This is a genomic window from Streptomyces sp. SX-6, assembly GCF_059089585.1.
The window spans coordinates 228,872-251,937 of the sequence record NZ_JBTHHU010000001.1; the positions used below are offsets into that span (position 1 = coordinate 228,872).

At 72.1% G+C, this 23,066-nt stretch carries 23 protein-coding genes and 1 tRNA gene; 13 read left to right on the forward strand and 11 right to left on the reverse strand.

Features of this window, described 5'->3' with window-relative positions; translation table 11 throughout:
• Positions 1 to 80: 80 nt before the first annotated feature.
• Positions 81 to 154: transfer RNA gene (locus tag ACV530_RS01120), tRNA-Pro, on the forward strand.
• Positions 155 to 305: 151 nt separating this feature from the next.
• Here ACV530_RS01120 and ACV530_RS01125 read toward each other — a convergent pair.
• The 5 genes from ACV530_RS01125 to argC form a co-directional block, all read right to left on the reverse strand.
• A complete protein-coding gene (locus ACV530_RS01125) occupies positions 306 to 848 on the reverse strand; it encodes an arginine repressor (RefSeq protein WP_494330256.1) in 543 nt (180 codons plus the stop codon).
• A 61-nt stretch (positions 849 to 909) separates the two neighbouring features.
• Positions 910 to 2,085: an acetylornithine transaminase gene (locus ACV530_RS01130; RefSeq protein WP_494330257.1), complete on the reverse strand. Its 1,176-nt coding sequence runs from the start codon at positions 2,083 to 2,085 to the stop codon at positions 910 to 912.
• Positions 2,082 to 2,999, reverse strand: a complete 918-nt coding sequence (gene argB / locus ACV530_RS01135; RefSeq protein ID WP_494330258.1) for an acetylglutamate kinase — start codon at positions 2,997 to 2,999, stop codon at positions 2,082 to 2,084. The genes ACV530_RS01130 and argB overlap by 4 nt, the downstream gene beginning before the upstream one ends.
• On the reverse strand, positions 2,996 to 4,147 hold the full coding sequence (argJ, locus tag ACV530_RS01140) for a bifunctional glutamate N-acetyltransferase/amino-acid acetyltransferase ArgJ (protein WP_494330259.1): 1,152 nt from the start codon (positions 4,145 to 4,147) through the stop codon (positions 2,996 to 2,998). Before argJ ends, argB begins: the two co-directional genes overlap by 4 nt.
• An 82-nt stretch (positions 4,148 to 4,229) precedes the next feature.
• Positions 4,230 to 5,258 (reverse strand): N-acetyl-gamma-glutamyl-phosphate reductase, encoded by a 1,029-nt coding sequence (gene argC, locus ACV530_RS01145; RefSeq protein WP_494330260.1) that lies wholly within the window; start codon positions 5,256 to 5,258, stop codon positions 4,230 to 4,232.
• A gap of 217 nt (positions 5,259 to 5,475) precedes the next feature.
• Between argC and ACV530_RS01150 the strand changes: the two genes are divergently transcribed.
• A complete protein-coding gene (locus ACV530_RS01150; protein WP_494330261.1) occupies positions 5,476 to 6,735 on the forward strand; it encodes a beta-ketoacyl-[acyl-carrier-protein] synthase family protein in 1,260 nt (419 codons plus the stop codon).
• On the opposite strand, the gene ACV530_RS01155 is transcribed toward ACV530_RS01150, so the two are convergent.
• Both ACV530_RS01155 and ACV530_RS01160 read right to left on the reverse strand, forming a co-directional pair.
• On the reverse strand, positions 6,708 to 7,508 hold the full coding sequence (locus tag ACV530_RS01155; protein WP_494330262.1) for a maleylpyruvate isomerase family mycothiol-dependent enzyme: 801 nt from the start codon (positions 7,506 to 7,508) through the stop codon (positions 6,708 to 6,710). The two genes, ACV530_RS01150 and ACV530_RS01155, sit on opposite strands and share 28 nt — an antisense overlap.
• A gap of 69 nt (positions 7,509 to 7,577) precedes the next feature.
• Complete coding sequence (locus ACV530_RS01160; RefSeq protein ID WP_494330263.1) at positions 7,578 to 8,249, reverse strand: hypothetical protein; 672 nt, start codon at positions 8,247 to 8,249, stop codon at positions 7,578 to 7,580.
• 185 nt (positions 8,250 to 8,434) lie between these two features.
• On the opposite strand from ACV530_RS01160, the gene ACV530_RS01165 reads away from it, so the two are divergent.
• Positions 8,435 to 9,628 (forward strand): sensor histidine kinase, encoded by a 1,194-nt coding sequence (locus tag ACV530_RS01165; RefSeq protein WP_494330264.1) that lies wholly within the window; start codon positions 8,435 to 8,437, stop codon positions 9,626 to 9,628.
• The gene (locus ACV530_RS01170; RefSeq protein WP_494330265.1) at positions 9,625 to 10,317 is read left to right on the forward strand and encodes a response regulator; all 693 of its coding nucleotides are present in this window, start codon (positions 9,625 to 9,627) and stop codon (positions 10,315 to 10,317) included. Before ACV530_RS01165 ends, ACV530_RS01170 begins: the two co-directional genes overlap by 4 nt.
• 23 nt (positions 10,318 to 10,340) lie before the next feature.
• Here the strand turns inward: ACV530_RS01170 and ACV530_RS01175 are convergent, their stop codons facing one another.
• The gene (locus ACV530_RS01175; RefSeq protein WP_494330266.1) at positions 10,341 to 11,909 is read right to left on the reverse strand and encodes an FAD-dependent oxidoreductase; all 1,569 of its coding nucleotides are present in this window, start codon (positions 11,907 to 11,909) and stop codon (positions 10,341 to 10,343) included.
• Positions 11,910 to 11,958: 49 nt separating this feature from the next.
• On the opposite strand from ACV530_RS01175, the gene ACV530_RS01180 reads away from it, so the two are divergent.
• Together ACV530_RS01180 and ACV530_RS01185 are read left to right on the forward strand one after the other, a co-directional pair.
• The gene (locus ACV530_RS01180; protein ID WP_494330267.1) at positions 11,959 to 12,606 is read left to right on the forward strand and encodes a TetR/AcrR family transcriptional regulator; all 648 of its coding nucleotides are present in this window, start codon (positions 11,959 to 11,961) and stop codon (positions 12,604 to 12,606) included.
• A 100-nt stretch (positions 12,607 to 12,706) separates the two neighbouring features.
• Positions 12,707 to 13,111, forward strand: a complete 405-nt coding sequence (locus ACV530_RS01185) for a VOC family protein (RefSeq protein ID WP_494330268.1) — start codon at positions 12,707 to 12,709, stop codon at positions 13,109 to 13,111.
• 26 nt (positions 13,112 to 13,137) lie between these two features.
• On the opposite strand, the gene ACV530_RS01190 is transcribed toward ACV530_RS01185, so the two are convergent.
• Positions 13,138 to 14,583: an MFS transporter gene (locus ACV530_RS01190; RefSeq protein WP_494330269.1), complete on the reverse strand. Its 1,446-nt coding sequence runs from the start codon at positions 14,581 to 14,583 to the stop codon at positions 13,138 to 13,140.
• Between the two features lie 80 nt (positions 14,584 to 14,663).
• Here ACV530_RS01190 and ACV530_RS01195 point away from each other — a divergent pair, with 80 nt between their 5' ends.
• Entirely contained in the window at positions 14,664 to 15,668 is a 1,005-nt protein-coding gene (locus tag ACV530_RS01195) for a LysR family transcriptional regulator (protein ID WP_494330270.1), read from the forward strand.
• Here the strand turns inward: ACV530_RS01195 and ACV530_RS01200 are convergent.
• On the reverse strand, positions 15,551 to 16,993 hold the full coding sequence (locus tag ACV530_RS01200) for an aminotransferase-like domain-containing protein (RefSeq protein ID WP_494330271.1): 1,443 nt from the start codon (positions 16,991 to 16,993) through the stop codon (positions 15,551 to 15,553). The genes ACV530_RS01195 and ACV530_RS01200 overlap by 118 nt on opposite strands.
• On the opposite strand from ACV530_RS01200, the gene ACV530_RS01205 reads away from it, so the two are divergent.
• Both ACV530_RS01205 and ACV530_RS01210 read left to right on the forward strand, forming a co-directional pair.
• Positions 16,992 to 17,879 carry a DMT family transporter gene (locus ACV530_RS01205; protein ID WP_494330272.1) on the forward strand — a complete coding sequence of 296 codons (888 nt, stop codon included), beginning with the start codon at positions 16,992 to 16,994 and terminating at the stop codon, positions 17,877 to 17,879. The two genes, ACV530_RS01200 and ACV530_RS01205, sit on opposite strands and share 2 nt — an antisense overlap.
• Positions 17,880 to 18,022: 143 nt before the next feature.
• Positions 18,023 to 18,223 (forward strand): DUF1918 domain-containing protein, encoded by a 201-nt coding sequence (locus tag ACV530_RS01210; RefSeq protein WP_494330273.1) that lies wholly within the window; start codon positions 18,023 to 18,025, stop codon positions 18,221 to 18,223.
• Positions 18,224 to 18,226: 3 nt separating this feature from the next.
• On the opposite strand, the gene ACV530_RS01215 is transcribed toward ACV530_RS01210, so the two are convergent.
• Positions 18,227 to 19,402 carry a glycoside hydrolase family 10-like protein gene (locus ACV530_RS01215; RefSeq protein ID WP_494330530.1) on the reverse strand — a complete coding sequence of 392 codons (1,176 nt, stop codon included), beginning with the start codon at positions 19,400 to 19,402 and terminating at the stop codon, positions 18,227 to 18,229.
• A 218-nt stretch (positions 19,403 to 19,620) separates the two neighbouring features.
• On the opposite strand from ACV530_RS01215, the gene ACV530_RS01220 reads away from it, so the two are divergent.
• From ACV530_RS01220 to ACV530_RS01235, 4 genes are all read left to right on the forward strand, one after another.
• The gene (locus ACV530_RS01220) at positions 19,621 to 20,481 is read left to right on the forward strand and encodes a 3-hydroxybutyryl-CoA dehydrogenase (protein WP_494330274.1); all 861 of its coding nucleotides are present in this window, start codon (positions 19,621 to 19,623) and stop codon (positions 20,479 to 20,481) included.
• Positions 20,482 to 20,816: 335 nt separating this feature from the next.
• Positions 20,817 to 21,476: an HAD family hydrolase gene (locus tag ACV530_RS01225; RefSeq protein WP_494330275.1), complete on the forward strand. Its 660-nt coding sequence runs from the start codon at positions 20,817 to 20,819 to the stop codon at positions 21,474 to 21,476.
• A complete protein-coding gene (gene rpe, locus ACV530_RS01230; RefSeq protein WP_494330276.1) occupies positions 21,473 to 22,174 on the forward strand; it encodes a ribulose-phosphate 3-epimerase in 702 nt (233 codons plus the stop codon). The genes ACV530_RS01225 and rpe overlap by 4 nt, the downstream gene beginning before the upstream one ends.
• A gap of 54 nt (positions 22,175 to 22,228) precedes the next feature.
• Positions 22,229 to 23,062 carry a mycofactocin-coupled SDR family oxidoreductase gene (locus tag ACV530_RS01235; protein WP_494330277.1) on the forward strand — a complete coding sequence of 278 codons (834 nt, stop codon included), beginning with the start codon at positions 22,229 to 22,231 and terminating at the stop codon, positions 23,060 to 23,062.
• The last annotated feature ends 4 nt before the right edge of the window (positions 23,063 to 23,066 follow it).

Consider the following 23,066-nt stretch of genomic DNA (forward strand, 5'->3'; position numbering starts at 1 on the left):
GATTTTGGATCACGAGGCGAAACAGGTTATTTTCTTTCTGCACGCCCCACCGGGAAGAACGCCCCGGGGGGAAACGGCACCGGGACGTGGCGCAGCTTGGTAGCGCACTTGACTGGGGGTCAAGGGGTCGTGGGTTCAAATCCCGCCGTCCCGACGGTGACGTAAGGGCCGGTTGTCCGCGAGAGATCGCGGACAACCGGCCCTTTGTCGTTCAACTGCCGAGTTCAACCGCCTTGTCGTTCAACTGCCGACAGGAACAAGCCCCCTGCCGCCGGACCGGCGGCAGGGGGCTGCTGTCCACGGGCTCAGCGTTCCTTCTGCGCCAGCCGCAACAGATGGTCGGCGAGTGCCTGGCCGCCGCCCGGGTCACGGCTGATGAGCAGCACCGTGTCGTCGCCCGCGATGGTGCCGATGATCTCGTGCACCCCCGCCTGGTCGATCGCCGACGCGAAGAACTGGGCGGCGCCCGGCGGGGTGCGCAGCACCACGAGGTTGGCCGAGGCCTCCGCCGAGATCAGCAGTTCGGCGGCGAGCCGGCCCATGCGGGCCTCGGTCGCCGATTCGCCGAGCGGGGCCCGGGGCGTACGGTCGCCGCCCTCGGACGGGACGGCGTAGATCAGCTCACCGCCCGTGTTGCGGATCTTGACGGCACCCAGTTCGTCGAGGTCGCGCGAGAGCGTGGCCTGGGTGACCGAGAGACCGTCGTCCGCGAGCAGCCTGGCGAGCTGGCTCTGCGACCGGACGGCGTGCCGGCCGAGGATGTCCACGATCCTCCGGTGCCGTGCGGTACGGGTCTGCGGCACGGCCTGTCCGCCGTGCGGCGGTTCGGTCTCCTGCGCCTCGGTCATCGTCTTGTCAGTCTCCGGATCGTCGTACCCCGCCGGCCTGGTCGGCCTGCTGTGCCCCCGCCTAGGCCGCGACGGCGTCGAGGACACCGGGGAGCACCTGGAGGAACGTCTCCACCTCATCTTCCGTGATGATCAGCGGAGGGGCCAGCCGCACCACGTCGGGCGCGACCGCGTTCACCAGGAGCCCGGCGTCCTGCGCCGCCTGCTGCACCTTCGGCGCGAGAGGCTCGGCAAGGACAATACCCAGCAGCAGGCCCGCACCACGGACGTGGTCCAGGAGGGGATGGCCGAGCGCAGCGATCCCGTCATGCAACAGGGCACCCGTGCGTCCCACCTGTTCAAGGATGCCATCGGCCTCGAGGGTGTCCAGAACGGCCAGTGCGGCCGCGCACGCGACCGGGTTGCCGCCGAAGGTGGACCCGTGCTGACCTGGCGTCAGCAGGTCGGCGGCGGTGCCGAAGGCGAGCGTCGCGCCGATCGGCAGTCCGCCGCCGAGGCCCTTGGCGAGGGTGACGACATCGGGTTCGATGCCGTGCGCCTGGTGCTCGAACCAGTGTCCGGTGCGGCCGATTCCTGTCTGGATCTCGTCCAGGACGAGGAGCGTCCCGGTGGCCCTGGTGATCTCGCGGGCGGCGGCCAGATAGCCGGCGGGCGGCACGATGACGCCGTTCTCGCCCTGCACCGGTTCCAGGACGACCAGCGCGGTGTCGGTGGTGACCACGGCACGCAGCGCGTCGGCGTCCCCGTACGGGACGTGGGTGACGTCGCCGGGCAGCGGCCGGAAGGGCTCCTGCTTGGCGGGCTGGCCGGTGAGGGCGAGGGCGCCCATGGTGCGGCCGTGGAAGCCGCCGGCGGCGGAGACCATGTGGCGGCGGCCCGTGCGCCGTCCGATCTTGACGGCCGCCTCGACCGCCTCCGCACCGGAGTTGCCGAAGTAGACGCGCCCGGGGCGGCCGGCGAGCCGCAGCAGCCGCTCGGCGAGTTCGACCGTGGGCTCGGCGGTGAAGAGGTTGGAGACATGGCCGAGCGTGGCGATCTGGTCCGACACCGCCCGCACCACGGCGGGGTGCGCATGGCCGAGGGCGTTGACGGCGATGCCGCCGACGAAGTCGAGGTACGCCCTGCCGTCCGCGTCCCAGACCGTGCTGCCCTTGCCGCGCACGAGCGGGATGCGGGGCGTGCCGTAGTTGTCCATCAGCGCGCCCTGCCAGCGCCTGGTCAGTTCCGCGTTGGTCACGACTCCCCCTCGGGAACAGCCTTGTCGGGCACGACCATCGTGCCGATGCCCTCGTCGGTGAAGATCTCCAGCAGGATCGAGTGCTGCACCCGCCCGTCGATCACCCGGGCCGTGGCGACGCCGTTGCGCACGGCGTACAGGCATCCCTCCATCTTGGGGACCATGCCGCTGGCCAGCTCGGGCAGCAGCTCCTCGAGCTCGCTCGCCGTGAGGCGGCTGATGACGTCGTCACTGTGCGGCCAGTCGGCGTAGAGGCCCTCGACGTCGGTGAGGACCATCAGCGTCTCCGCGCCGAGGGCGGCGGCGAGGGCGGCGGCCGCGGTGTCGGCGTTGACGTTGTAGACGTGGCCGTCGTCGGCGCTGCGGGCGATGGAGGAGACGACGGGGATGCGCCCGTCGGCGAGGAGGGCCCGGATCGCGCCGGTGTCGGTCGAGATGATCTCGCCGACGCGGCCTATGTCGACGCGCTCGCCGTCGACCTCCGCGTAGTGCTTGGTGGCGGTCATGGTGTGCGCGTCCTCGCCCGTCATGCCGACGGCGAGCGGGCCGTGCTGGTTGAGCAGCCCGACGAGTTCTCGCTGCACCTGCCCGGCGAGGACCATCCGTACGGCGTCCATCGCCTCGGGCGAGGTGACCCGCAGCCCGGCCTTGAACTCGCTCTCCAGGCCCATGCGTTCGAGGTGCGCGCTGATCTGCGGCCCTCCCCCGTGCACGACGACGGGGTGCAGCCCGGCGTGGCGCAGGAAGACGACGTCCTGGGCGAAGGCGGCCTTGAGGTCCTGGTCGACCATGGCGTTGCCGCCGAACTTGATGACGACGGTCCTGCCGTGATGGCGGGTCAGCCAGGGCAGTGCCTCGACGAGGGTGCGGGCCTTGGGCAGGGCGGTGTTTTTCCGGGTGCTCACGTGGCTCATGAGGCGTAGGCGCTGTTCTCGTGGACGTAGTCGGCGGTGAGGTCGTTGGCCCAGATGACGGCGGTCTCGGAGCCGGCGGAGAGGTCGGCGGTGATGCGGACCTCCCGGTAGCGCATGTCGACCAGGTCGCGGTCCTCGCCGAAGGAGCCGTTCTTGCAGACCCAGATGTCGTTGATGGCGACGTTGAGCTTGTCGGGGTCGAAGGCGGCGGAGGTGGTGCCGATGGCGGAGAGCACCCGGCCCCAGTTGGGGTCCTCGCCGTGGATGGCGCACTTGAGCAGGTTGTTGCGGGCTATGGACCGGCCCACCTCGACGGCGTCGTCCTCGGTGGCCGCGCCCACGACCTCGATGCGGATGTCCTTGCTGGCCCCCTCGGCGTCGCCGATGAGCTGGCGGGCGAGGTCGTCGCAGACGGCCCGTACGGCCTCGGCGAAGTCGTCCGTGGCGGGGGTGACGCCGGAGGCCCCGGAGGCGAGGAGCAGCACGGTGTCATTGGTGGACATGCAGCCGTCGGAGTCGACCCGGTCGAAGGTGGTGCGGGTGGCGGAGCGCAGGGCGCCGTCGAGCGTCTGCGCGTCGACGTCGGCGTCGGTGGTGAGGACGACCAGCATGGTGGCGAGGCCGGGGGCGAGCATGCCCGCGCCCTTGGCCATGCCGCCGACGGTCCATCCCTCGCCCTGGGCGATGGCGGTCTTGTGCACGGCGTCGGTGGTCTTGATGGCGATGGCGGCCTTCTCGCCGCCGTGCGCGGAGAGTTCGCCGGCCGCCTTCTCGATGCCGGGCAGCACCTTGTCCATCGGCAGCCGGAGGCCGATGAGGCCGGTGGAGGCGACCGCGATCTCGGCCGCCTCCGCCCCGAGCGCCTCGGCCGCCTTCTCGGCGGTGGCGTGGGCGTCCTGGAAGCCGAGCGGTCCCGTGCAGGCGTTGGCGCCGCCGGAGTTGAGGACGACGGCGGAGACCCGTCCGCCCTTGAGGACCTGCTGGGACCACAGGACGGGCGCGGCCTTGACGCGGTTGGCCGTGAAGACGCCGGCGGCGGCCAGGCGGGGGCCCTGGTTGACGACCAGCGCGAGGTCGGGGGTGCCGTTCTGCTTGATTCCCGCGGCTATGCCCGCCGCGGTGAAACCCTTCGGTGCGGTGACGCTCACGCTGTTTTCTCCTTGTCCGGTGCGGATTCCTGGTCCGGTGCGGGTTTCTGGTCCGGTGCGGGTTTCTGCGAAGGGCCCGGGTTCACGGCGCCACTCCGGTAACCGGAAGTCCGGTTTCCTCGGGGAGCCCGAGGGCGATGTTCATGCTCTGCACCGCGCCGCCCGCGGTGCCCTTGGCGAGGTTGTCGATGGCGCTGACCGCGACGACGCGGTGGGCGGCGGCGTCGAGGGCGACCTGGATCAGCGCGGTGTTGGAGCCGTATACGGAGGCGGTGGCGGGCCACTGTCCTTCGGGGAGCAGCCGGGCGAACGGCTCGTCGCGCAGGGCCTTTTCGTACGCGGCCCGCAGGCCCTCGGCCGTGACGCCCGGCCGGGCCGTGGCGCTGCACGTCGCGAGGATGCCGCGGGGCATGGGCGCCAGGGTCGGGGTGAACGAGACGGTGACCGGCTCGCCCGCGGCGGCGGAGAGGTTCTGTGCCATCTCCGGCGTGTGCCGGTGGCCGCCCCCGACCCCGTACGGGCTCATCGAGCCCATGACCTCGCTGCCGAGCAGGTGCGGCTTCGCCGCCTTGCCCGCGCCGGAGGTGCCGGACGCGGCGACGATCACCGCCTCGGGTTCGGCGAGCCCCGCGGCGTACGCCGGGAAGAGCGCGAGCGAGACGGCCGTCGGGTAGCACCCGGGGACGGCGATCCGCCTGCTGCCGCGCAACGCCTCGCGCGCGCCGGGCAGTTCCGGCAGGCCGTACGGCCAGGTCCCCGCGTGCGGCGAGCCGTAGAACCGCTCCCATGCGCCCGCGTCCTCCAGCCGGAAGTCCGCGCCACAGTCGACGACGAGCGTGTCCGCGCCCAACTGACCGGCTATCGCCGCGGACTGTCCGTGCGGCAGCGCGAGGAAGACGACGTCATGCCCGGCGAGTGCCTCGGGCGTGGTCGGCTCCAGGACGCGGTCGGCGAGCGGCGGCAGGTGCGGCTGCAGGGTCCCGAGCCGCTGTCCGGCGCTGGAGTTCGCGGTCAGGGTGCCGATGGCGATCTCGGGGTGGCCGAGCAGCAGGCGGAGTATTTCCCCGCCCGCGTATCCGCTCGCTCCGGCGACTGCCGCACGTATGGTCATCGGCCCTCCTCAGTGATGGCATGACTATACGGTGAGTGGCACTTTTATGCAATGCTCTTCTTGGGAATGCCGGAATCCCACAAATCCTCGGCGCCGCACTCCGTCGATGGCGGCACACAATCGACCGTATTTCCCGTGGCAGGGTGGCTCGTGAAGCACTCCTCCCCCGCAGTTTCTGGGCGGGGCGAGTTGTAACACCACTACAAAGGGGGTTTTGGTGAACACGGACATCGACGGCGTCGTCGTCACGGGCCTCGGGGCCACCACGCCGCTCGGCGGGGACGTCTCCTCGACGTGGTCGGCCATGCTGGCCGGTCGGTCCGGGATCGGCGCGATCGAGGAGGACTGGGCGGCGGAGCTGCCCGTCAGGATCGCGGGCAGGCTCAAGGCCGAGCCGGGCGAGGTTCTCGACCGGGTACAGGCCCGCCGCATGGACCGGTGCGAGCAGATCGCGCTCGTCGCCGCCCGCGAGGCGTGGGCCGACGCGGGCCGCCCCGGCGTCGATCCCGAGCGGCTGGCCGTGGTGATCGGTACGGGCACCGGGGGCGTCCTGACCACGCTCGGCCAGGACGACGTGCTCGAGGCCTCCGGGGTGCGGCGCGTGTCGCCCCACACGGTCCCCATGCTGATGGCGAACGGTCCGGCGGCCTGGGTCAGCATCGACCTCGGGGCCCGCGGCGGCGCCCACACCCCGGTCAGCGCCTGCGCGTCCGGCGCCGAGGCGATCGCGACGGGCCTGGACCTGATCCGCCTCGGCCGGGCCGACGTGGTCGTGGCGGGCGGCACCGAAGCCTGCATCTGCCCGCTGACGCTCGCCGGGTTCGCGCAGGCCAAGGCCCATTCGCGGCGCAACGACGCGCCCGAGGCGGCCTCCCGGCCCTTCGACACCGGCCGCGACGGCTTCGTCATCGGCGAGGGAGCGGCCGTGGTCGTCCTCGAGCGTGCCGGTTTCGCCGCCGCCCGGGCGGCCCGCGCCCACGCGACGCTCGCCGGTGCCGGAGTCACCTCGGACGCGCACCACATCACCGCGTCGCACCCGGACGGGCAGATCCGCGCCATGCGCCTGGCCCTCGCCTCCGCCGGGCTGTCCCCGCGCGAGATCGGGCACGTCCACGCCCACGCGACCTCCACGCCCAAGGGCGACCTCATCGAGGCCCAGTCCGTCGCCGAGGCCATCGGCACCCATCCGGCCGTCACCGCGACCAAGTCGATGACCGGTCACCTCTTCGGCGCGGCCGGGGCGGTCGGCGCGCTCGCCGCGATCCTCGCGGTGCGCGACCGCGTCATCCCGCCGACCCTCAACCTCGAGACGCTCGACCCGGAGGTGAAGCTCGACGTGGTGACGGGCGCGCCCCGGCACGGCGAACTGACGGCCGCCCTGACGAACTCCTTCGGCTTCGGCGGTCACAACGCCTCCCTCGTGTTCACCCCTGCCCCGGGACTCACGGCTCACACAGGCGGGACCAGCGTGAAGTAGCGGTCCAGCACCTCCCGGGAGCCCGTCACCGCGTCGAGCCGGGCGGCGGGGACGCGGTGCCAGAGGAACAGCATCAAGTCCGATGCCTTACCGGCCAGTTCCACGTCGCAGGGGCCGGTGTTCCCGGTGAGCCGGACGTCGTCGCCCTCGAAGCCGACCGTCCAGCAGTCCGTGCCGTCGGTCCGCCGGAACCGGAACCGCTCGCCCGCCCCGGCCGGCGCGTCCTGCCGCGAGCGCCAGGCCGGTGCCAGGACCTCCAAGTTCAGGGCGACGGTGTCCGCCGCGAGGGAGGCATCGACAGGCGCGGGCGTTCCGACCGCGTTCTCGGCGTCCCAGCGGTGCACCGCCGCCTCGATGGTCTGCATCCGCAGCCAGAACCCGGTGGTCTGCTCGGGCGCCCACGTCCACACCCGCTCGCCCGGGTCATGGGTCCCGAACAGCGCTTCCAGCGCACGGGCCCCGTCGGCGAACCAGTCGACCAGGGTCTTCGGCACCGGTCCGCGGTGCGGCGTCGCCTCCCTGAGGTCCGGCCAGCCCTCGCGGTCCTCGGGGAGACCGAGGAAGCCGACGTCCTCGGCGTCCGGAGGCTGTGCGAGCCGCTCCCCGACGATGCGGGCCACATAGCGGTGCACCCAGCCCAGGTGCGCGACCAGGTCGGACACCGACCAGTCGGGGCAGGACGGGACCAGGGGCGCCCCGCCGGCGCCCACCGCCCGGCGCACAGCGGCCTCGAAGTCCCGTACTTCCCGGTGGAAATGGGGGAGATGGTCCATGTACTTGCTTTTCCTCCGGAGGCCGTGACTCATTCCCCCGAGCGGCGTCAAGGAAGTGTCACGGCCGGATCAGCGGCCGCCGGCCACCCCGTTCGGCCACCCGGGCGGCAGTGCGGGCAGGTCCGCGTGCTGGACGGTGAAGCCGCCCTTCGTCACCGGCGCGAAGGGGGCGGGGGCCATACAGGTGCCGACGGGCGCCGGTACGGCCTGGCCCTTGACGACGTCGACGTCGCTGACGCCCCAGTGGAACCCGAACCGGCCCTTGTCCGGTCCGCCGGTCCTGACGCTGAACCCCTTCCGCTGCCCGATCTCCTTCGGGTCCTGGGACTTGGTGACGACGGCGGTGAACGTCGCGGTATCGCCCGCGGTGACCAGGCAGTCCACCGCGGCCTCCGCACGCCGGGTCTCCTTCGTCTCCGCCACCCAGTGGGACCACGTCACCTTGCCCCGGGCGTCGGTGGGCATCCCCAGCTTCATCCCGGGGATGGGCCGCGTGAAGGGCGCGCCCTGGGCATCGACGGAGAAACGGATGTCGTCGTGTGACGAGTAGGCGTAGAAGATACGTCCCTGCCCGCTCACCCGGGCCACACCGGCCGGTTTCTTCGCCGCCGCCGCGGGATCCGCGACGGCGGCCTGGGACGAGCCCGGAGCGAGGAATCCGGCCAGCACGGCGAATACGCCCGCTGTGGCGACGGCCGCGGCCGTGGTCCTGCGACGAGAGGTGGAGATGATGCCCGGCATGTCGGACTCCCTTGATCGGTGGGTGTGTTGTGCTGACATCCGCAACTCTCGCCCGGAGCCGGGTTCCACGACCATCTGCCGATCCGGCGATGTCGCCGCACCACCGTCTCTGCCGTTCGGCAGAGGACACCGCACCAAGCCCTCCGTAAGATCATCACGAGCACGCGGAACAAGGGGGGGGCGGCGTGGAACGTCGTGACACGGTCCTGGCCGTGATCGCCGCCGGGGCGGGCGTTACGGCCGCGGGCGTCGTCACCGGCGGCACGTTCACGGCCCCGTACGGAACCGTGCCGGCGGTCGCCGCCGTCGCACTGCTGCTGTGGGCCCTTGCCTGCCGGCCGCGTTCACGGGAGCGGCTGGCGCTCCCCGTCGCACTGGCGGGGTTGCTCTCCCTGGCCGTCACGGTCATCGCCGACCCGCCGACGACGTCCGCCGGGTCACGGTGGCGGCTCGCCGAGATGGCGGCGCTGCTGGTGCTGCTGGCACTCGTGGTCCACCGGGCGCCGCTGCGACAGGCGGGCGGAGCGGGCGCGGCGGCGGGCACGGCGGTCGCGACATGGACGCTGCCGCTGCTCCCGGCTCCCTCACCGCTGACACTGGCCGGTGCTGCCGCGTTCTGGTCGCTGCCCGTGCTGGGCGCGGCGGCCGTCGGCGGCTATCCGCGGCTGGTGGAGCACCGCAGGCGGCAGCTGGTCGCCGGGATCCGGCGCGCCCAGCGGCTCGAACTCGCCCGCGATCTGCACGACTTCGTCGCGCACGACGTCAGCGGCATCGTGGTGCAGGCGCAGGCCGCCCGGTTCGTCGCCGCCTCCGACCCCGGCCGGGCCGTGGTGGCCCTGGAACGCATCGAGGAGGCGGGGCTGAACGCGCTCGCGTCGATGGACCGCATGGTGAGCATGCTGCACGAGGCGGACGGCGACGGCACACCGCGGCCGGACGACGTCGAGCCCCTGCCGGGACCGGAGCAACTCCCCGGCCTCGTCGAGCGCTTCACGTCCGCCGGGACCGCCGAGGCACGTCTGCACATGACTTCCGGCGCGGCGGACGCCATGTCCCGCGACGCCGGTTCGACGGCCTACCGGGTCGTCGTCGAAGCGCTCACCAACGTCCGCCGCCACGCCCCCGGGGCCCGCCGTGTCGACGTGACCGTCACCCGCACCCGTACAGGCATCGAGGTCACAGTGGCCGACGACGGCGGCGCATCCGCCCGTACGGCCGTCCGGCGCGAGCGCGACGGGCACGGCGGGCGCGGCCTGAGCGGCATGCACGAGCGGGTACGCGCGACGGGCGGCACCCTGTCGTACGGGCCGCACGCCGGCGGCTGGCGCGTGGTGGCCGTCCTGCCGCAGGCGCCGGAGCCCGCGGGGCGGGCGTCGTGAGCGGCGGGCCGATCCGGGTGCTGCTGGCCGACGACCAGGACGACATCCGCAGCGGCTTCCGGCTCGTCCTCGACTCCCAGCCGGACATGACCGTCGTCGGCGAGGCCGCCGACGGTGCCACGGCGCTCGAACTGGCCCGCCGGCTGCGGCCGGACGTCGTGCTGGCGGACATCCGCATGCCGCGGCTCGACGGCCTGGAGCTCACCCGCCTGCTGGCCGGGGACGCGTCGGGTCCTCCGATCCGGGTGGTCGTGGTCACGACCTTCGACCTCGACGACTATGTGCACACGGCGCTGCGCAACGGTGCCTGCGGCTTCCTGCTGAAACGTTCCGGGCCGGCGCTGCTGATCGAGGGTGTCCGGGCGGCGATGGCCGGTGACGCGCTGATCAGCCCGCAGATCACCGTACGGCTGCTGCGCGGGCTGTCCACTCCGCCGCAGCAGCCCTCCCGCCCGGTCCCGGATCCGCTCACCGACCCGCTCACCGACCCGCTCACCGACCGCGAACGGGAGATCGTCCGGCTGGTCGCCCGCGGCTGCACCAACGCCGAGATCGGCGCCGAGCTGTTCATCTCCCCGGGGACGGCGAAGACCCATCTCGCCAACATCCAGGCCAAGTTGCGGGTCCGCAACCGGGTGGGCATCGCCGCGTGGGCCTGGGAGACGGGTCTGGCGCCGACCCGCCCTTGACCGGTGCACTGTGCCGGACGTCTTCATCCGCCACATGAACTGAGCCCGAACCACCGCCTCAGCGCCGTGCCCAGGGCCTCTGTGTCACCGGCCGCGTCCGCCGCCCACGCGGTGATCCCATCGGGGCGGACCAGCAGCCCGGCGAGCCCGGGGCGGTCCGGCGCGGCGGTGGTGACGACGTCCACCCGTCCGTCGTACCCCTCGGCGCACGCCCGCAGGGCCGGGTCGTCGTGCAGGTCGAAGAGCACCGCGCGGCCGGCGTGCAGGTGGTCGGCCAGCCGTGTGCCGTCGGCGAGTTCGAGGTCCGGGGCGCTGCGGCCGGTCAGGGGGTGGTCGCCGGGGATGTCGTACTCCTGCCACACGCCGGAGATCTTCTTGACCAGATGTGTGGTGACCGCGGTCGTCTCCATCAGTTCGGCGACCACGCCGCGCAGGGCGCGTTCGCGCGGCTGCGGGCGCATCAGGGCTATCTGGGCCCGCGTCCAGTCCATCACCCAGGCGCCGATGGGGTGCCGCTCGGCGGTGTAGGTGTCGAGCAGGTCCTCGGGTGCCCGGCCCTTGATCGTGGCGGCGAGTTTCCAGCCGAGGTTCATCGCGTCGCCGATGCCGAGGTTGAGCCCCTGGCCGCCGAACGGCGGGTGCACGTGGGCCGCGTCGCCCGCCAGCAGCACCCGCCCTTCGCGATAGGTGACGGCCTGGCGGGTGTTGTCGGTGAAGCGGGTGGCGGAGTGCACCTTGGTGACGGTGACGTCCACGCCGGAGACGGTGCGCAGGCTCTTCTGCAACTCCTCGGCGGTGATGGGCGCGTCGCGGTCGGCGGGCGGGCCGTCGAACTCGACGGTGAGGATCCGGCCGGGGAACGGACCGTGCACGTACTGGCCGTACTCCGTGGCGATCCAGCCGGAGCCCAGCTTCTCCGCGCCCTCCATCTCCACGATGGCCTGGTGGCCGGTGGTCTCCGGGTCCGTGCCGGGGAAGGCGATGCCGCTGAGCTTGCGGACCGTGCTGCGTCCGCCGTCGCACCCCACCAGCCAGCCGGCGCGGACCGGCCCCGTGGCCGTATGGACGGTCACACCGTCGTCGTCCGCGTCGAAGCCGGTGAGTTCGACGCCGCGGCGCAGGTCGACGCCGAGCTTCTCCGCGCGCTCGGCGAGCAGGCGCTCGACGTCCTGCTGCGGCACGAGCCCGACGTCCGCCGCCGGGCCCTTGTCGCCGAAGTCGGGGTCGGACGCGTCGAGGCGGTCGGCGCGCAGCATGATGCCGGCGAAGTGGCCGGCGAACTTCGGCGCCGTCTTCACGCTGTCCGCCCCCTGCGCCTGGCGCGCGGTCACGAACGAGCTGAACCTCTCGTACGAGCGCTGCTGCGCCTCCGCCAGCTCCGGCAGCATCCCCCGCCGGTAGAGGGCCTCGGAGCTGGGCGAGTTGATGGCGCCCGCTTTGATGGTCAGATCCGGCTCGGTGAGGCGCTCGAGGACGAGCACCTCCACCCCCGCCAGGGCGAGTTCGCAGGCGAGGAGGAGACCCACGGGCCCGCCCCCGGCCACCACCACGTCGTAGCTGTCGATGCTGTGGATGCTTTCGTCGCTCTTCATGAGTTCACTGTAGCGACTAAAAATTTATGGTCGATATATTATTGGTCACATGAGCGAGGAACCCGAGGGACACGAACTGCCGCTGCGCCAGCGGAAGAAGCAGCAGACGCGCCGCCGCATCTCCGACATCGCGTCGGCGCTGTTCCTGGAGCACGGCTTCGACAACGTGACGGTCGCCGAGGTCGCCAAGGCCGCCGACGTGTCGACGATGACGGTCTTCAACCACTTCCCGCGCAAGGAAGACCTCTTCCTGGACCGGATCCCCGAGGCCGTCGAGCTGTTCACGGGCGCCGTGCGGTACCGCCGCGGCGACGAGACCCCGCTGGCCGCCCTGCGCCGCGTCGCTCTCGAACTCCTCGACCAGGGCCACCCGTTGACAGGCGTCAGGCAGCGCTTCCTTCCCTTCTGGCAGGTCGTGCGCGATTCGCCCGCACTGCGGGCCCGGGGGCGCGAGGCGCTGGAGGAGCTGGAGACGGCGCTCGCCGCCACGATCGCCGAGACGACGGGCGCCGGTGCCCGCGATGTCCGGCCCCGGCTGACGGCCGCGCTCGCCATCGCGGCCTACCGCACCGTCGCCACGGGCTCCCTCGCCCGGATCGTCGCCGGTGAGCAGGAGCGCACCGTCCTGGAGGATCACCGGGCCCTGGTGGACCGCACCTTCGACGCACTGGAGCGGGCATTGCCGGAAGGGGCCTGAAGGAGCCTGAGCGGCGCGGCGGTTCCGCCGTACGGGCGCCCACCGCACGGCGGCGGCCGGGGTCCCGGCCGATACTGGTCCGGGCGAGAGGACGGCGGGCATGGACTGGAAGCTCGAAGTGGTGGTGCTCCCCGTCTCCGACGTGGACCGGGCGAAACGCTTCTACAGCGAGCAGATCGGTTTCACCGTCGACCACGACACCCAGGTCAGCGAGAAGGTGCGCGTCGTGCAGCTGACCCCGCCCGGTTCCTCCTGCTCGATCGTCGTGGGGACGGGGATCGCCGAGGGCGTGCCGGGTTCGGTCCCCGGACTCCAGCTGGTCGTCGACGACCTCGGGGCCGCGCGGGCGCAGCTGCTGGAGCGGGGGGTGGAGGTCAGCGGGATCCAGCACATGGAACACGGCGTTCCGGCCTCGGGGCCGGGCGGCGAGTGGAACTCGTTCGTCTTCTTCAGCGACCCCGACGGCAACCGCTGGGCCGTGCAGCAGAGCCCCGCCCGCGGCTGAGGGCGGGGCTCTACCGACAGCGGAGCCTACTTCGTACCGGCCCGTACCGGTTCGGGGCGCGGGGCAGCGGTCCGGCGGACGGCGTCGCCCGCTCCCGGGCGCAGCCGCAGGGCGCCGGCGACCGCGCCGAGCGCGGTCAGGCCGAGCAGGCAGAAGGCGACGCCGTAGGCGGTCGCGGGCGTGGCGTGGCCGGGCAGCCACTCACCGATCGGGCCTCCGGCGCGCAGGGCGACCGTGGCGGCGGCGACGCCGAGGCCCGCCGCCGCTTGCTGCGCGGTGGACTGCAGGGTGTTGGCGTGGCCGATCCGCTCCTGGGGCATGTCGGCGAAGGCGATGACCTGGTAGCAGGTCAGGCCGAGGGAACGGGCGGCCCCGCAGGCCACGGTGAGGACGACGGTGAACACGATCGGCGTCGCGGCGGTGAGGAGCGCGCAGGCGGCCGTGGTCACGGCGAGGCCGACAGTGGAGACCAGCAGGAGCGGCCGGAAGCCGAAACGGTTCAGCAGCGGTGTGGTGACGGTCTTGGCCCCGACGTTGCCCACGAAGACGCACAGCACCACCGCCCCGGATTCCACGGCGCTCCAGCCGAACACCTCCTGGAACAGCAGCGGCAGCAGGAAGGGCATCGCGCCGACGGCGATCCAGAACAGCGACCCTCCGCCGACCGACGCCCGGAAGGTGGCGATCCGCAGCGTCCGCAGGTCGATCAACGGCTCGGGCGTACGCCGCAGATGCCATACGGCACCTGCCAGCAGCAGCGCGCCGAGGGCAGCGGCGGCGGTCACCTCGGGCCAGGCCGCGCCGGTTTCGGACAGCAGGTGCGCGGTCCAGGTGAGCGCGCCGAGGCCGGTGCAGGTGAGGAGGACGCCCGCCAGGTCCAGGCGTGGCGGAGCGGCGGCGGGCGGCACGACGGGCAGCACGCGGGCGGCGACGGCGAACGCCACGATGCCGAGCGGGATGTTGACGAGGAACATCCAGCGCCAGCTCGTGTACGTGGTGATCAGACCGCCCAGCAGCGGCGCCAGCACCGGGGCGAGCAGACCGGGCCACACCACGTAGTTGACGAGCTTCGGTATGTCCGGCTTGGCCGCGCCGGACATGACCATCAGCCGGCCGACCGGCACCATCAGGGCGCCGCCGGCGCCTTGGAGCACGCGCATGGCCACGAGTTCGCCGAGGCCGTCGCTCAGCGCGCAGGCCAGGGAGGCCAGGGTGAACACGACGATGGCGGCGAGGAAGACGCGCCGGGCCCCGAAGCGGGCGGCCAGCCAGCCGCTGAGCGGTATGAGGGCCGCCAGAGTCACCAGATACGCGGTGACGACCAGGCCGATCGCCGTCGGGGCGACCCCGAGGGAGGCGCCCATCCGCGGGGCCGCGGTCGACACGATGGTGCCGTCCAGCATCTCCATGAAGAAGCAACCCGCCACCAGGAGTGCGGTGTTGCGCCGTGTGGTGTCGATCATCGTGACCATCGCTTTCTCGGTATGCGCCCATCGTGTCCCGCACAACTGTTGACCACAAGTTCCCAGTGGTTCAGCTAGAGTTGACTCCCATGCAACTGCCCGATCTGAACCTGCTCCCCGCGCTCGGCGCCCTGCTGCGGGAGGGCAGCGTGACCGGCGCCGCCGCCGAGATGCGGGTGTCGGTCTCCGCGATGAGCCGCACCCTGGGGCGGCTGCGCCGTGTGGTGGGCGATCCGCTGCTGGTCCCGGCCGGCCGCGGCATGGTGCTCACCCCGCGCGCGCTGGAGCTGCGCCCCCTGGCCGAGGCGGCCCTGACCGACGCGCTGGCCGCGCTGCGGCCCGCGCAGCCGGTGGACGTCACGGGCGTGGAGCGGCAGTTCACGCTCCGCATGAACGACTCCCACGCCATCGTCCTCGGCCCGGCGCTGGCCGCCCGGATCGCCGCCGAGGCACCCGGCATCCAGCTGCGCATCCTGCCCGAGGGCGACGAGGACCCCGCCGACCTGCGCGACCGCGTCGACCTCGACATCAGCGTGCTGCCCGAACTTCCGCGCGACATCCGCAGCAGCCCGCTCGCCGACCACGACTACGTGGCCGTCTCCCGCCCCGGGGCTCCTCACACGGCCGCCCCGCTCACCCCGGAACGTTTCGCCGCCGTCCCGCACGTCCAGTGGTCCCGCCGGGGCCGGTTCCACAACGTCGTGGACGACCTGCTCGGTGAACTCGGGCTGACCCGGCGGGTGCTGGCGACCGTACCGAGCCACACCGCGGCGTGCTTCCTGGTGCTGGAGTCGGACGCCCTGGCCCTGCTGCCGCGCCCCCTGGCCGACCGTACGGCCCGCGCGATGGCGCTGGCCGTCCAGGACATTCCGCTGCCCCTCCCCCCGGTCCCCACCGCCATGGCCTGGCACGCGCGCCATGACACGGATCCGGTGCACCGGTGGCTACGGGCAACACTGGCCCGCATCGCGGCAGATCAGGCATCTTCGGGGCATACCGCCCGCAACCGCGCCACTCCCTCCGCGAGTTCGGCCACCCCCGCGGCCGCCGCGAAGCACAACCGCACATGTGGCGCGGGCGGCTCCGCCGAGTAGTACGGACGGCCGGACGCGACGGAGACACCGGCCCGCAGGGCTGCCGCGGCCAGGGCCACGTCGTCGGTTCCGCGGGGCAGCCGCAGCCACAGGTGGAAGCCGCCGGAGGGCACGAACTCCACGTCCATCCCGGGCAGTTCCCGCCGCAGCGCGGAGACGAGAGCCTCCCTGCGGGTGCGCAGGGAGGCCGCGACCGTCCGCGCGTGGCGGGCCCACGCGGGCGAGCCGACCAGTTCGAGCGCCGCCTCCTGGAGCGGGCGGGGCACGAAGAAGCTGTCGACGACCTGGATGGCGCGCAGCCGCTCGAGGACCGGCCCGCGGGCGGCGAGCGCGCCCACCCGCAGGCTGGGCGAGGTGAACTTGGTCAGCGAGCACACGTGCACCACGACCCCGTCCGGGTCCTCGGCGGCGAGCGTGGCGGGCAGCGGCGGGGCGTCCTCGTGGACGAGGCGGCGCGCGAAGTCGTCCTCGACGACGAAGGCCCCGGCCTCGCGGGCGATGCGCAGCACCTCGCGCCGCCGGTCCTCGCCGAGGACCGTTCCGGTCGGGTTCTGGTACAGCGGCTGGCAGACGAACACCCGCGCGCGGCTCGCCCGGAACGCCTCGGCCAGCAGGTCGGTGCGGACGCCGTGCGCGTCCACCGGGACGGGTACGGGGCGCAGCCCGGAGGCGCGGGCCGCGGTGAGCAGGCCGGGGTAGGTGGGGGATTCGAGGAGCACGGGCGCACCGGGCGGGGCGAGGGCGCGCAGGGCGGTGGTGAGCGCGCTCTGGCCGCCGGCGGTGATGAGGATGTCGGAGGCGGCGAGTGTGCCGTGCGGGCCGCCGATCTCCCGGGCGAACCAGGCGCGCAGTTCGCCGATGCCCTCGAGCGGCGGGCGCCCCCAGGCGCCGGGACGCCGTCCGGCGCGGGCGAGGGCGGCGGCGAGGGGGCGTTCGGGCTGGAGCGTGGAGTGCAGGTAGCCGCCGCTGAGTTCGATGACGCCGGCGGGGGGTTCGGCGAGGGTGGAGAGCACGCCGGTGGCGTCCACGGACCGGGGTACGCCCTCCTCGCCCGCCTCGGCGCTGAGGGCGATCTGCTGCCAGGAGGTGTCCCCGGGGCGGGTGCGGGGGCCGCGCGCCTGGGCGCGGAAGGCACCGGCGCCGGGCCGGGTGACGACCAGGCCCTCGGCGGTCAGGGCCGCCAGTGCCCGCGAGACGGTGACGGGGCTGACGCGGAACCGGTCGACGAGGGTACGGCTGGACGGCAGCTTCTCACCAGGAGAGTAGCGGTTCAGTTCTCCCCGCAGGACACTTGCCAGTTCAGCGACGCTGCTACGCTCATGCATGACAGCACAAGATAGCGCTACTCGCCCGACTTCGATAGCAGTGAGCAGCGGAACGCTTCTCGCCGGCCTCGGCGTCCTGATGTTCTCGCTGACGTTCCCCGCGACCGTCTGGGCCCTGGACGGGCTCGGCCCCTGGTCGGTGGTCACCTGCCGGACGGCCCTGGCGGCGCTGATCGCGGGGGCCTGTCTGCTCGCGGGGCGCGCACGTCTTCCCGCGCGCCACCACTGGGCCGGGCTGGCCGCGGTGTCCCTCGGGTGCGTCTTCGGCTTCCCGCTGCTCACCACGCTCGCCCTGCAGTCCTCGTCGACCTCGCACGCGGCGGTGGTCGTGGGCCTGCTGCCGGTGACCACGGCGACGTACTCGACCCTGCGGACCGGGGCCCGGCACTCCCGGATGTTCTGGGCGGCGGCGCTGACGGGGGCCGCCGTGGTCATCGCGTTCGCGCTCCAGCAGAGCGGCGGCAGCCCGTCCACGGGCGATCTGTATCTGTTCGCCGCCCTGGTGGTGTGCGCGGCGGGCTACGCCGAGGGCGGCAGGCTGGCACGTGAGATGCCGGGGTGGCAGGTCATCGGCTGGGCGCTCGTCCTGTCCCTGCCGCCTGCCGTGGTCGGTGCGGCCGTCGCACTGCAGGCCGAGCCCGTCCACTTCACCGGCAAGATGGTCACCGGCATGCTGTGGCTGGCGAGTTCGACGTTCGTGGGCATGTGGGTCTGGTACCGGGGCATGGCCTCGATCGGGGTCGCCAAGGCCAGCCAGCTCCAGCTCGCGCAGCCGCTGCTCACCCTGTTCTGGTCGGTGGCGCTGCTCGGCGAGACCCTCTCCCCCGTCGCGCCGCTCGCCGCCGTGACAGTCCTGGTGTGCATCGCGGTGACCCAGAGGTCCTGAGCGTCCACCTCCGGTCCGCACCCCGTCCGCACCCCGATTGCGCCGTAACCCGAGCCGGAACGGGTGCCACGACCCTAGACTTGGGACATTCCGCACAGCACGTGTCCGGCCTCGAACGCAACGCGAACGAAAGGGGCTCCTCGATGCATGCGAGCAAGGGCGACCGGTTGGTCGTGCACGGCAGGGTCGTCGGACAGCAAGACCACACCGTGGAGATCGTGGAGGTTCTGGGTCGCGATGGCACACCGCCGTATCGCGTCCGCGACGACAAGGGACACGAGACGATCATGTCGCCGGGCCCCGACAGCGTGGTGGACCACCGCAGGGCCGCCGACACCAAGTAGCGCTCAGCGCGGCGGGCGCGCGCGGTGGGGGTAGTGGTCCCTCACCACGCGCGCCATCGCCCCGACCGGGTCGGCCACCACCTGCTTCGCGGAGAAGTAGACGTTGCCGCGCACCTCGCGGAAGCGGTGGCCCAGGGTGAGGTGGCGGGAGAGTTCGGCGGGGTCCTGCCAGGGCGCGGGCTGGGAGGGGTCGCCCTGGCGGTAGAGCGCCTCACCGATGTAGAGGTTCACGTGCGTGCCGCGTACGGCCTCGGCCCACCACGGCACGAGCTTGGCGTAGTCGGCCGCGGGGTTGCCGATGTGCCAGTAGATCTGCGGGACGATGTAGTCGATCCAGCCCTTGCGGACCCAGCCGCGGGTGTCGGCGTACAGGTCGTCGTAGGTCTGCACCCCGGCCCGGGTGTCCGAGCCGCGCGGGTCCGTGCTTCTGTTGCGCCAGACCGCGAACGGGCTGATGCCGAACCGCACATGGGGCTTGAGGTGTCTGATGCGCTCCCCCGTCTCGTACACCAGGCGGTCGATGTTGTGGCGCCGCCAGGCGGCCCGGCTGGGGAACCCCGCACCGTGGCGACGGTAGGCGGCCGCGTCGTCGAACTCCTTCCCCGCCACCGGATAGGGGTAGAAGTAGTCGTCGAAGTGGACGCCGTCGAGGTCGTAGCGCCGGACCGCGTCCAGCATCGCGTCCTCGACGAAGTGCCGCACCTCGGGCAGGCCGGGGTTGTAGTAGAGCTTTCCGCCGTACGCCACCGCCCAGTTGGGGTGCACACGGGCCGGGTGGTACGGGACGAGCCGTCCGGGGTCCGTGTGGTTGGCGATCCGGTAGGGGTTGAACCAGCCGTGCAGGTCCAGGCCGCGCCGGTGCGCCTCGCGCACCGCGAACTCCAGCGGGTCCCAGCCCGGGTCCCTGCCCTGGGTGCCGGTCAGGTACTCCGACCAGGGCTCGTGACGCGACGGCCAGAACGCGTCCGCGGTGGGGCGGATCTGGAGGATGACGACGTTCAACTTGCGCTCGAGGGCGGCCTCGTAGAGGGCGAGCAGTTCGGCCCGCTGGCGGGAGGGCGGCAGGCCGGCTTTCGAGGGCCAGTCGAGATTGACCACGGTCGCCGTCCACATGCCCCGGAACTCCCTCTTCCGGTGGGCGTCGGCGGCGGCCCGGGCCGGTGTTCCGTCCAGCGCCATCGCCGCCACCGCGCCACCGGCGGTCACAGTGAACCCTCTTCGCGTCATACGCCCCATATGCCGCTCACTCCTTGTCGGATGCGTCACACTGTCCGGGCCCAGCATGCCCTCCCCGGCGCCTTCGGCACCGCATGCCGCGGAGTACGGTTTCACCACGGCGGGGCGCCCCGGGCACCCGCCGGTCCGAAGAGCAGCAGAAGATCAGGGAAAGGCACGTTGTGAGCGATATCGAACGCGTCGGAGTGGTCGGCTGCGGCCAGATGGGCGCGGGCATCGCGGAGGTATGTGCCAGGGCCGGCCTGGACGTCAAGGTCGCCGAGACCACGGGCGAGGCCCTGGAGCTGGGCCGCACCCGGCTGACCAACTCCCTCGGCAAGGCCGCCGAGCGCGGCAAGATCACCGAGGAGGAGCGGGACGAGACACTGGCCCGCCTGAGCTTCACCACGGACCTGGGCGAGTTCGCCGACCGCGATCTGGTGATCGAGGCCGTCGTCGAGAACGAGCAGGTCAAGACGGAGATCTTCCAGGTTCTCGACCAGGTCGTCACCCGCGCCGACGCCATCCTGGCCTCCAACACCTCCTCCATTCCGCTGGTGAAGCTGGCCGTGGCGACCTCGCGCCCCGACCGGGTCATCGGCATCCACTTCTTCAACCCGGCCCCGGTCCAGAACCTCGTCGAGCTGATCCCGGCGCTGACCACCTCCGAGGAGACGATCAAGCGCGCCGACAGCCTGGTCGGCCAGATCCTGGGCAAGCACGCGATCCGCGCCCAGGACCGCTCGGGCTTCGTCGTCAACGCCCTCCTGATCCCGTATCTGCTGTCCGCGATCCGGATGTTCGAGTCGGGCATCGCCAGCCGCGAGGACATCGACAACGGCATGGAGCTCGGCTGCGCCCACCCGATGGGCCCGCTCAAGCTCTCCGACCTCATCGGCCTCGACACGGTGGCGTCGGTGGCGGACAGCATGTACGCCGAGTACAAGGAGCCGCTCTACGCCGCTCCCCCGCTGCTGCAGCGCATGGTCGACGCGGGCCGCCTCGGCCGCAAGACGGGCGCCGGGTTCTACACGTACAGCTGAGCACGCTCGGCTGTCGCGCAGCCCGCGCGACAGCCGACGCCTTCTCCCAAGCCTTCAAGCCTTCAAAGTTTCAAGGCTTCAAGTGCGGCTGAAATAACGTCACTTCATTCACAACAGCCTCACGGCCCGCCCGCCCGAGCGGCGATTCCCGGCCATCGCCCAAGGCGGGCCAAATCCGAACACACGTCCCACGTGCAGGGCCCCCGCGCAGGCGGGCGGCGCGCAACAGCCCAAGCGGAACGGCTGATTCCCCTCGCCGGGTTACCGCGAGGGCCACCGTAGAGTGCAAATGCCTTTGGAATATCTCCTTCCGCGGAAGGGCGTACATGAGCAACATGCACATCAGCGCGGTGCTTTTCGATCTGGACGGCACCCTGGTCGATTCCTACGGTGACGCCGAGGACTGCTGGGGCGAATGGGCGGAGTCCGTCGGTGTGGGCGACGTCTTCGATCTGTCGCGGTTCTACGGGCAGAAGCGCAGCGATATCGTCCGCACTCTCCTTCCCCATCTGTCCGAGCAGGAAATCCTGGACCACGCCGAGCGGGTCAGACTCGCCGAACGGGCCCGCGTCTCCAAGGTGGTGGCGCTGCCCGGTGTGGCGGAGGTGCTCGGATCGCTTCCCCCCGAGCGCTGGGGAATCGTCACGTCGAACGACACCGAGGTGGCGAAGGCACGGCTGCGCGCCGCGGGTCTTCCTGTCCCCGACGTGCTGGTCAGCGCGGACGACGTGGTCCACCCCAAGCCGCATCCGGAAGGCTTCCTCCTCGCCGCCGGCAAGCTCGGCGCCGATCCCGCGCGTTGCATCGGAGTCGACGACTCCCCCATCGGGGTGCACGCCGCCAAGGACGCCGGCATGACGGTCGTCGCGGTGCGGTTCCGGCACGACGACGGCGAATTGCAGGATGCGCACGCCGTGGCCGACGGCGTCGGTTCGTTCGTATTCGAAGCACGCGAGGACGGAATCTCCCTCACCATTCCAGGAGTTCAGTTATGAGCTTACGGATATCCCCCAGCATTCTCGCGGCGGATTTCACCCGCCTTGCCGACGAGGCTGAGGCGGTCGCGGACGCGGCCGACCTGCTCCATGTCGATGTGATGGACAACCACTTCGTGCCCAACCTCACGGTCGGGCTTCCCGTGGTCGAGTCGCTGGCGAAGAACGTCCGGCTGCCCCTCGACCTTCATCTCGGCGTCGCCGACCCCGACCGCTGGGCCCCTGTGTACGCCGAGGCGGGCGCGGGAAGCGTGACGATCCACGCCGAGGCCACCCATGCGCCGGTCCGTACCCTGCGCGCCATCCGCGCGGCCGGGGCGCAGGCGGGCCTGGCCCTCAGCCCCGCCACCCCCCTTCTCCCCTATGAGGGACTGCTCGCGGAGGCGGACACCCTCCTGGTGATGACCGTCGAACCGGGCTTGGGGGGCCAGCAGTTCCTCGACTTCACCCTGGACAAGGTCCGGCAGGCCCGCGAGGCCATCGACGCGCTCCGTCGTCTGACGGGCCGTGACATCCCGCTGTGGCTCCAGGTCGACGGCGGCGTCAACGAGAGCACGATCGCGCGGTGCGCCGAGGCGGGCGCGGACTCCTTCGTGGCGGGTTCCGCGGTGTACGCCGCCGCCGACCCCGCGGCCGCCGTGCGCGCGCTGCGCGCCAAGGCGATGGCGGCACGGCCGGTGCAGGCCGAGGCGTGCTGAACCACCGCTGAACCGCCGCCGTTTCCCCACCACTTGACGAGAAGGATGCATGCGATGGGACGTGTCGAGGGCAAGGTCGCGCTGATCACCGGAGCCGCCCGCGGGCAGGGGCGTTCACACGCCGTCCGGCTGGCGCAGGAGGGGGCGCACATCATCGCCTCCGACATCTGCCAGGAGATCGGCAGTACGCACTACACGCTCGCCACGAGCAGTGACCTGGAGGAGACCAGGCGGCTCGTCGAGAAGGCGGGCGGCAGGATTCTCACTGTCAACGCCGACGTACGGGAGCCGGAGCAGCTGAAGGCGGCGGTCGCGGCCGGTCTGGCGGAGTTCGGGCACATCGACGTGGTGTGCGCCAACGCCGGGATCGGCTCGCTCGGACGTGCCTGGGAGCTGTCCGAGAAGCAGTGGCACGACATGATCGACGTCAACCTGACCGGTGCGTGGAACACCGTCAAGGCCGTGATCCCGCACATGATCGAAGCCGGGCGCGGGGGTTCGATCATCTTCACCAACTCGGTCGCCGGCACGCTCGGGCGGCCCAACATGGCGCACTACGCCGCGTCCAAGCACGGACTGGTCGGCCTCATGCGGTCGTTGGCCAACGAACTGGCCCCCTACTACATCAGGGTCAACAGCATCCACCCGGGCAACGTGGACACCGACATGGTCCAGAACGTGACCGGCCGCAAGCTGCTCCTGCCGGACGTGGAGAACCCGACCCGCGAGGAGTTCGCCGCGGCCGCCGCCGAGCTCAGCGTCATCCCCGTGCCGTGGGTGGAGTCCGTCGACATCAGCAACGCCGTCCTGTGGCTGGCGTCCGACGAGGCCCGCTACGTCACCGGCGCGACCCTGCCGGTGGACGCCGGTGCCGCGATCAAGGCCTGAACGG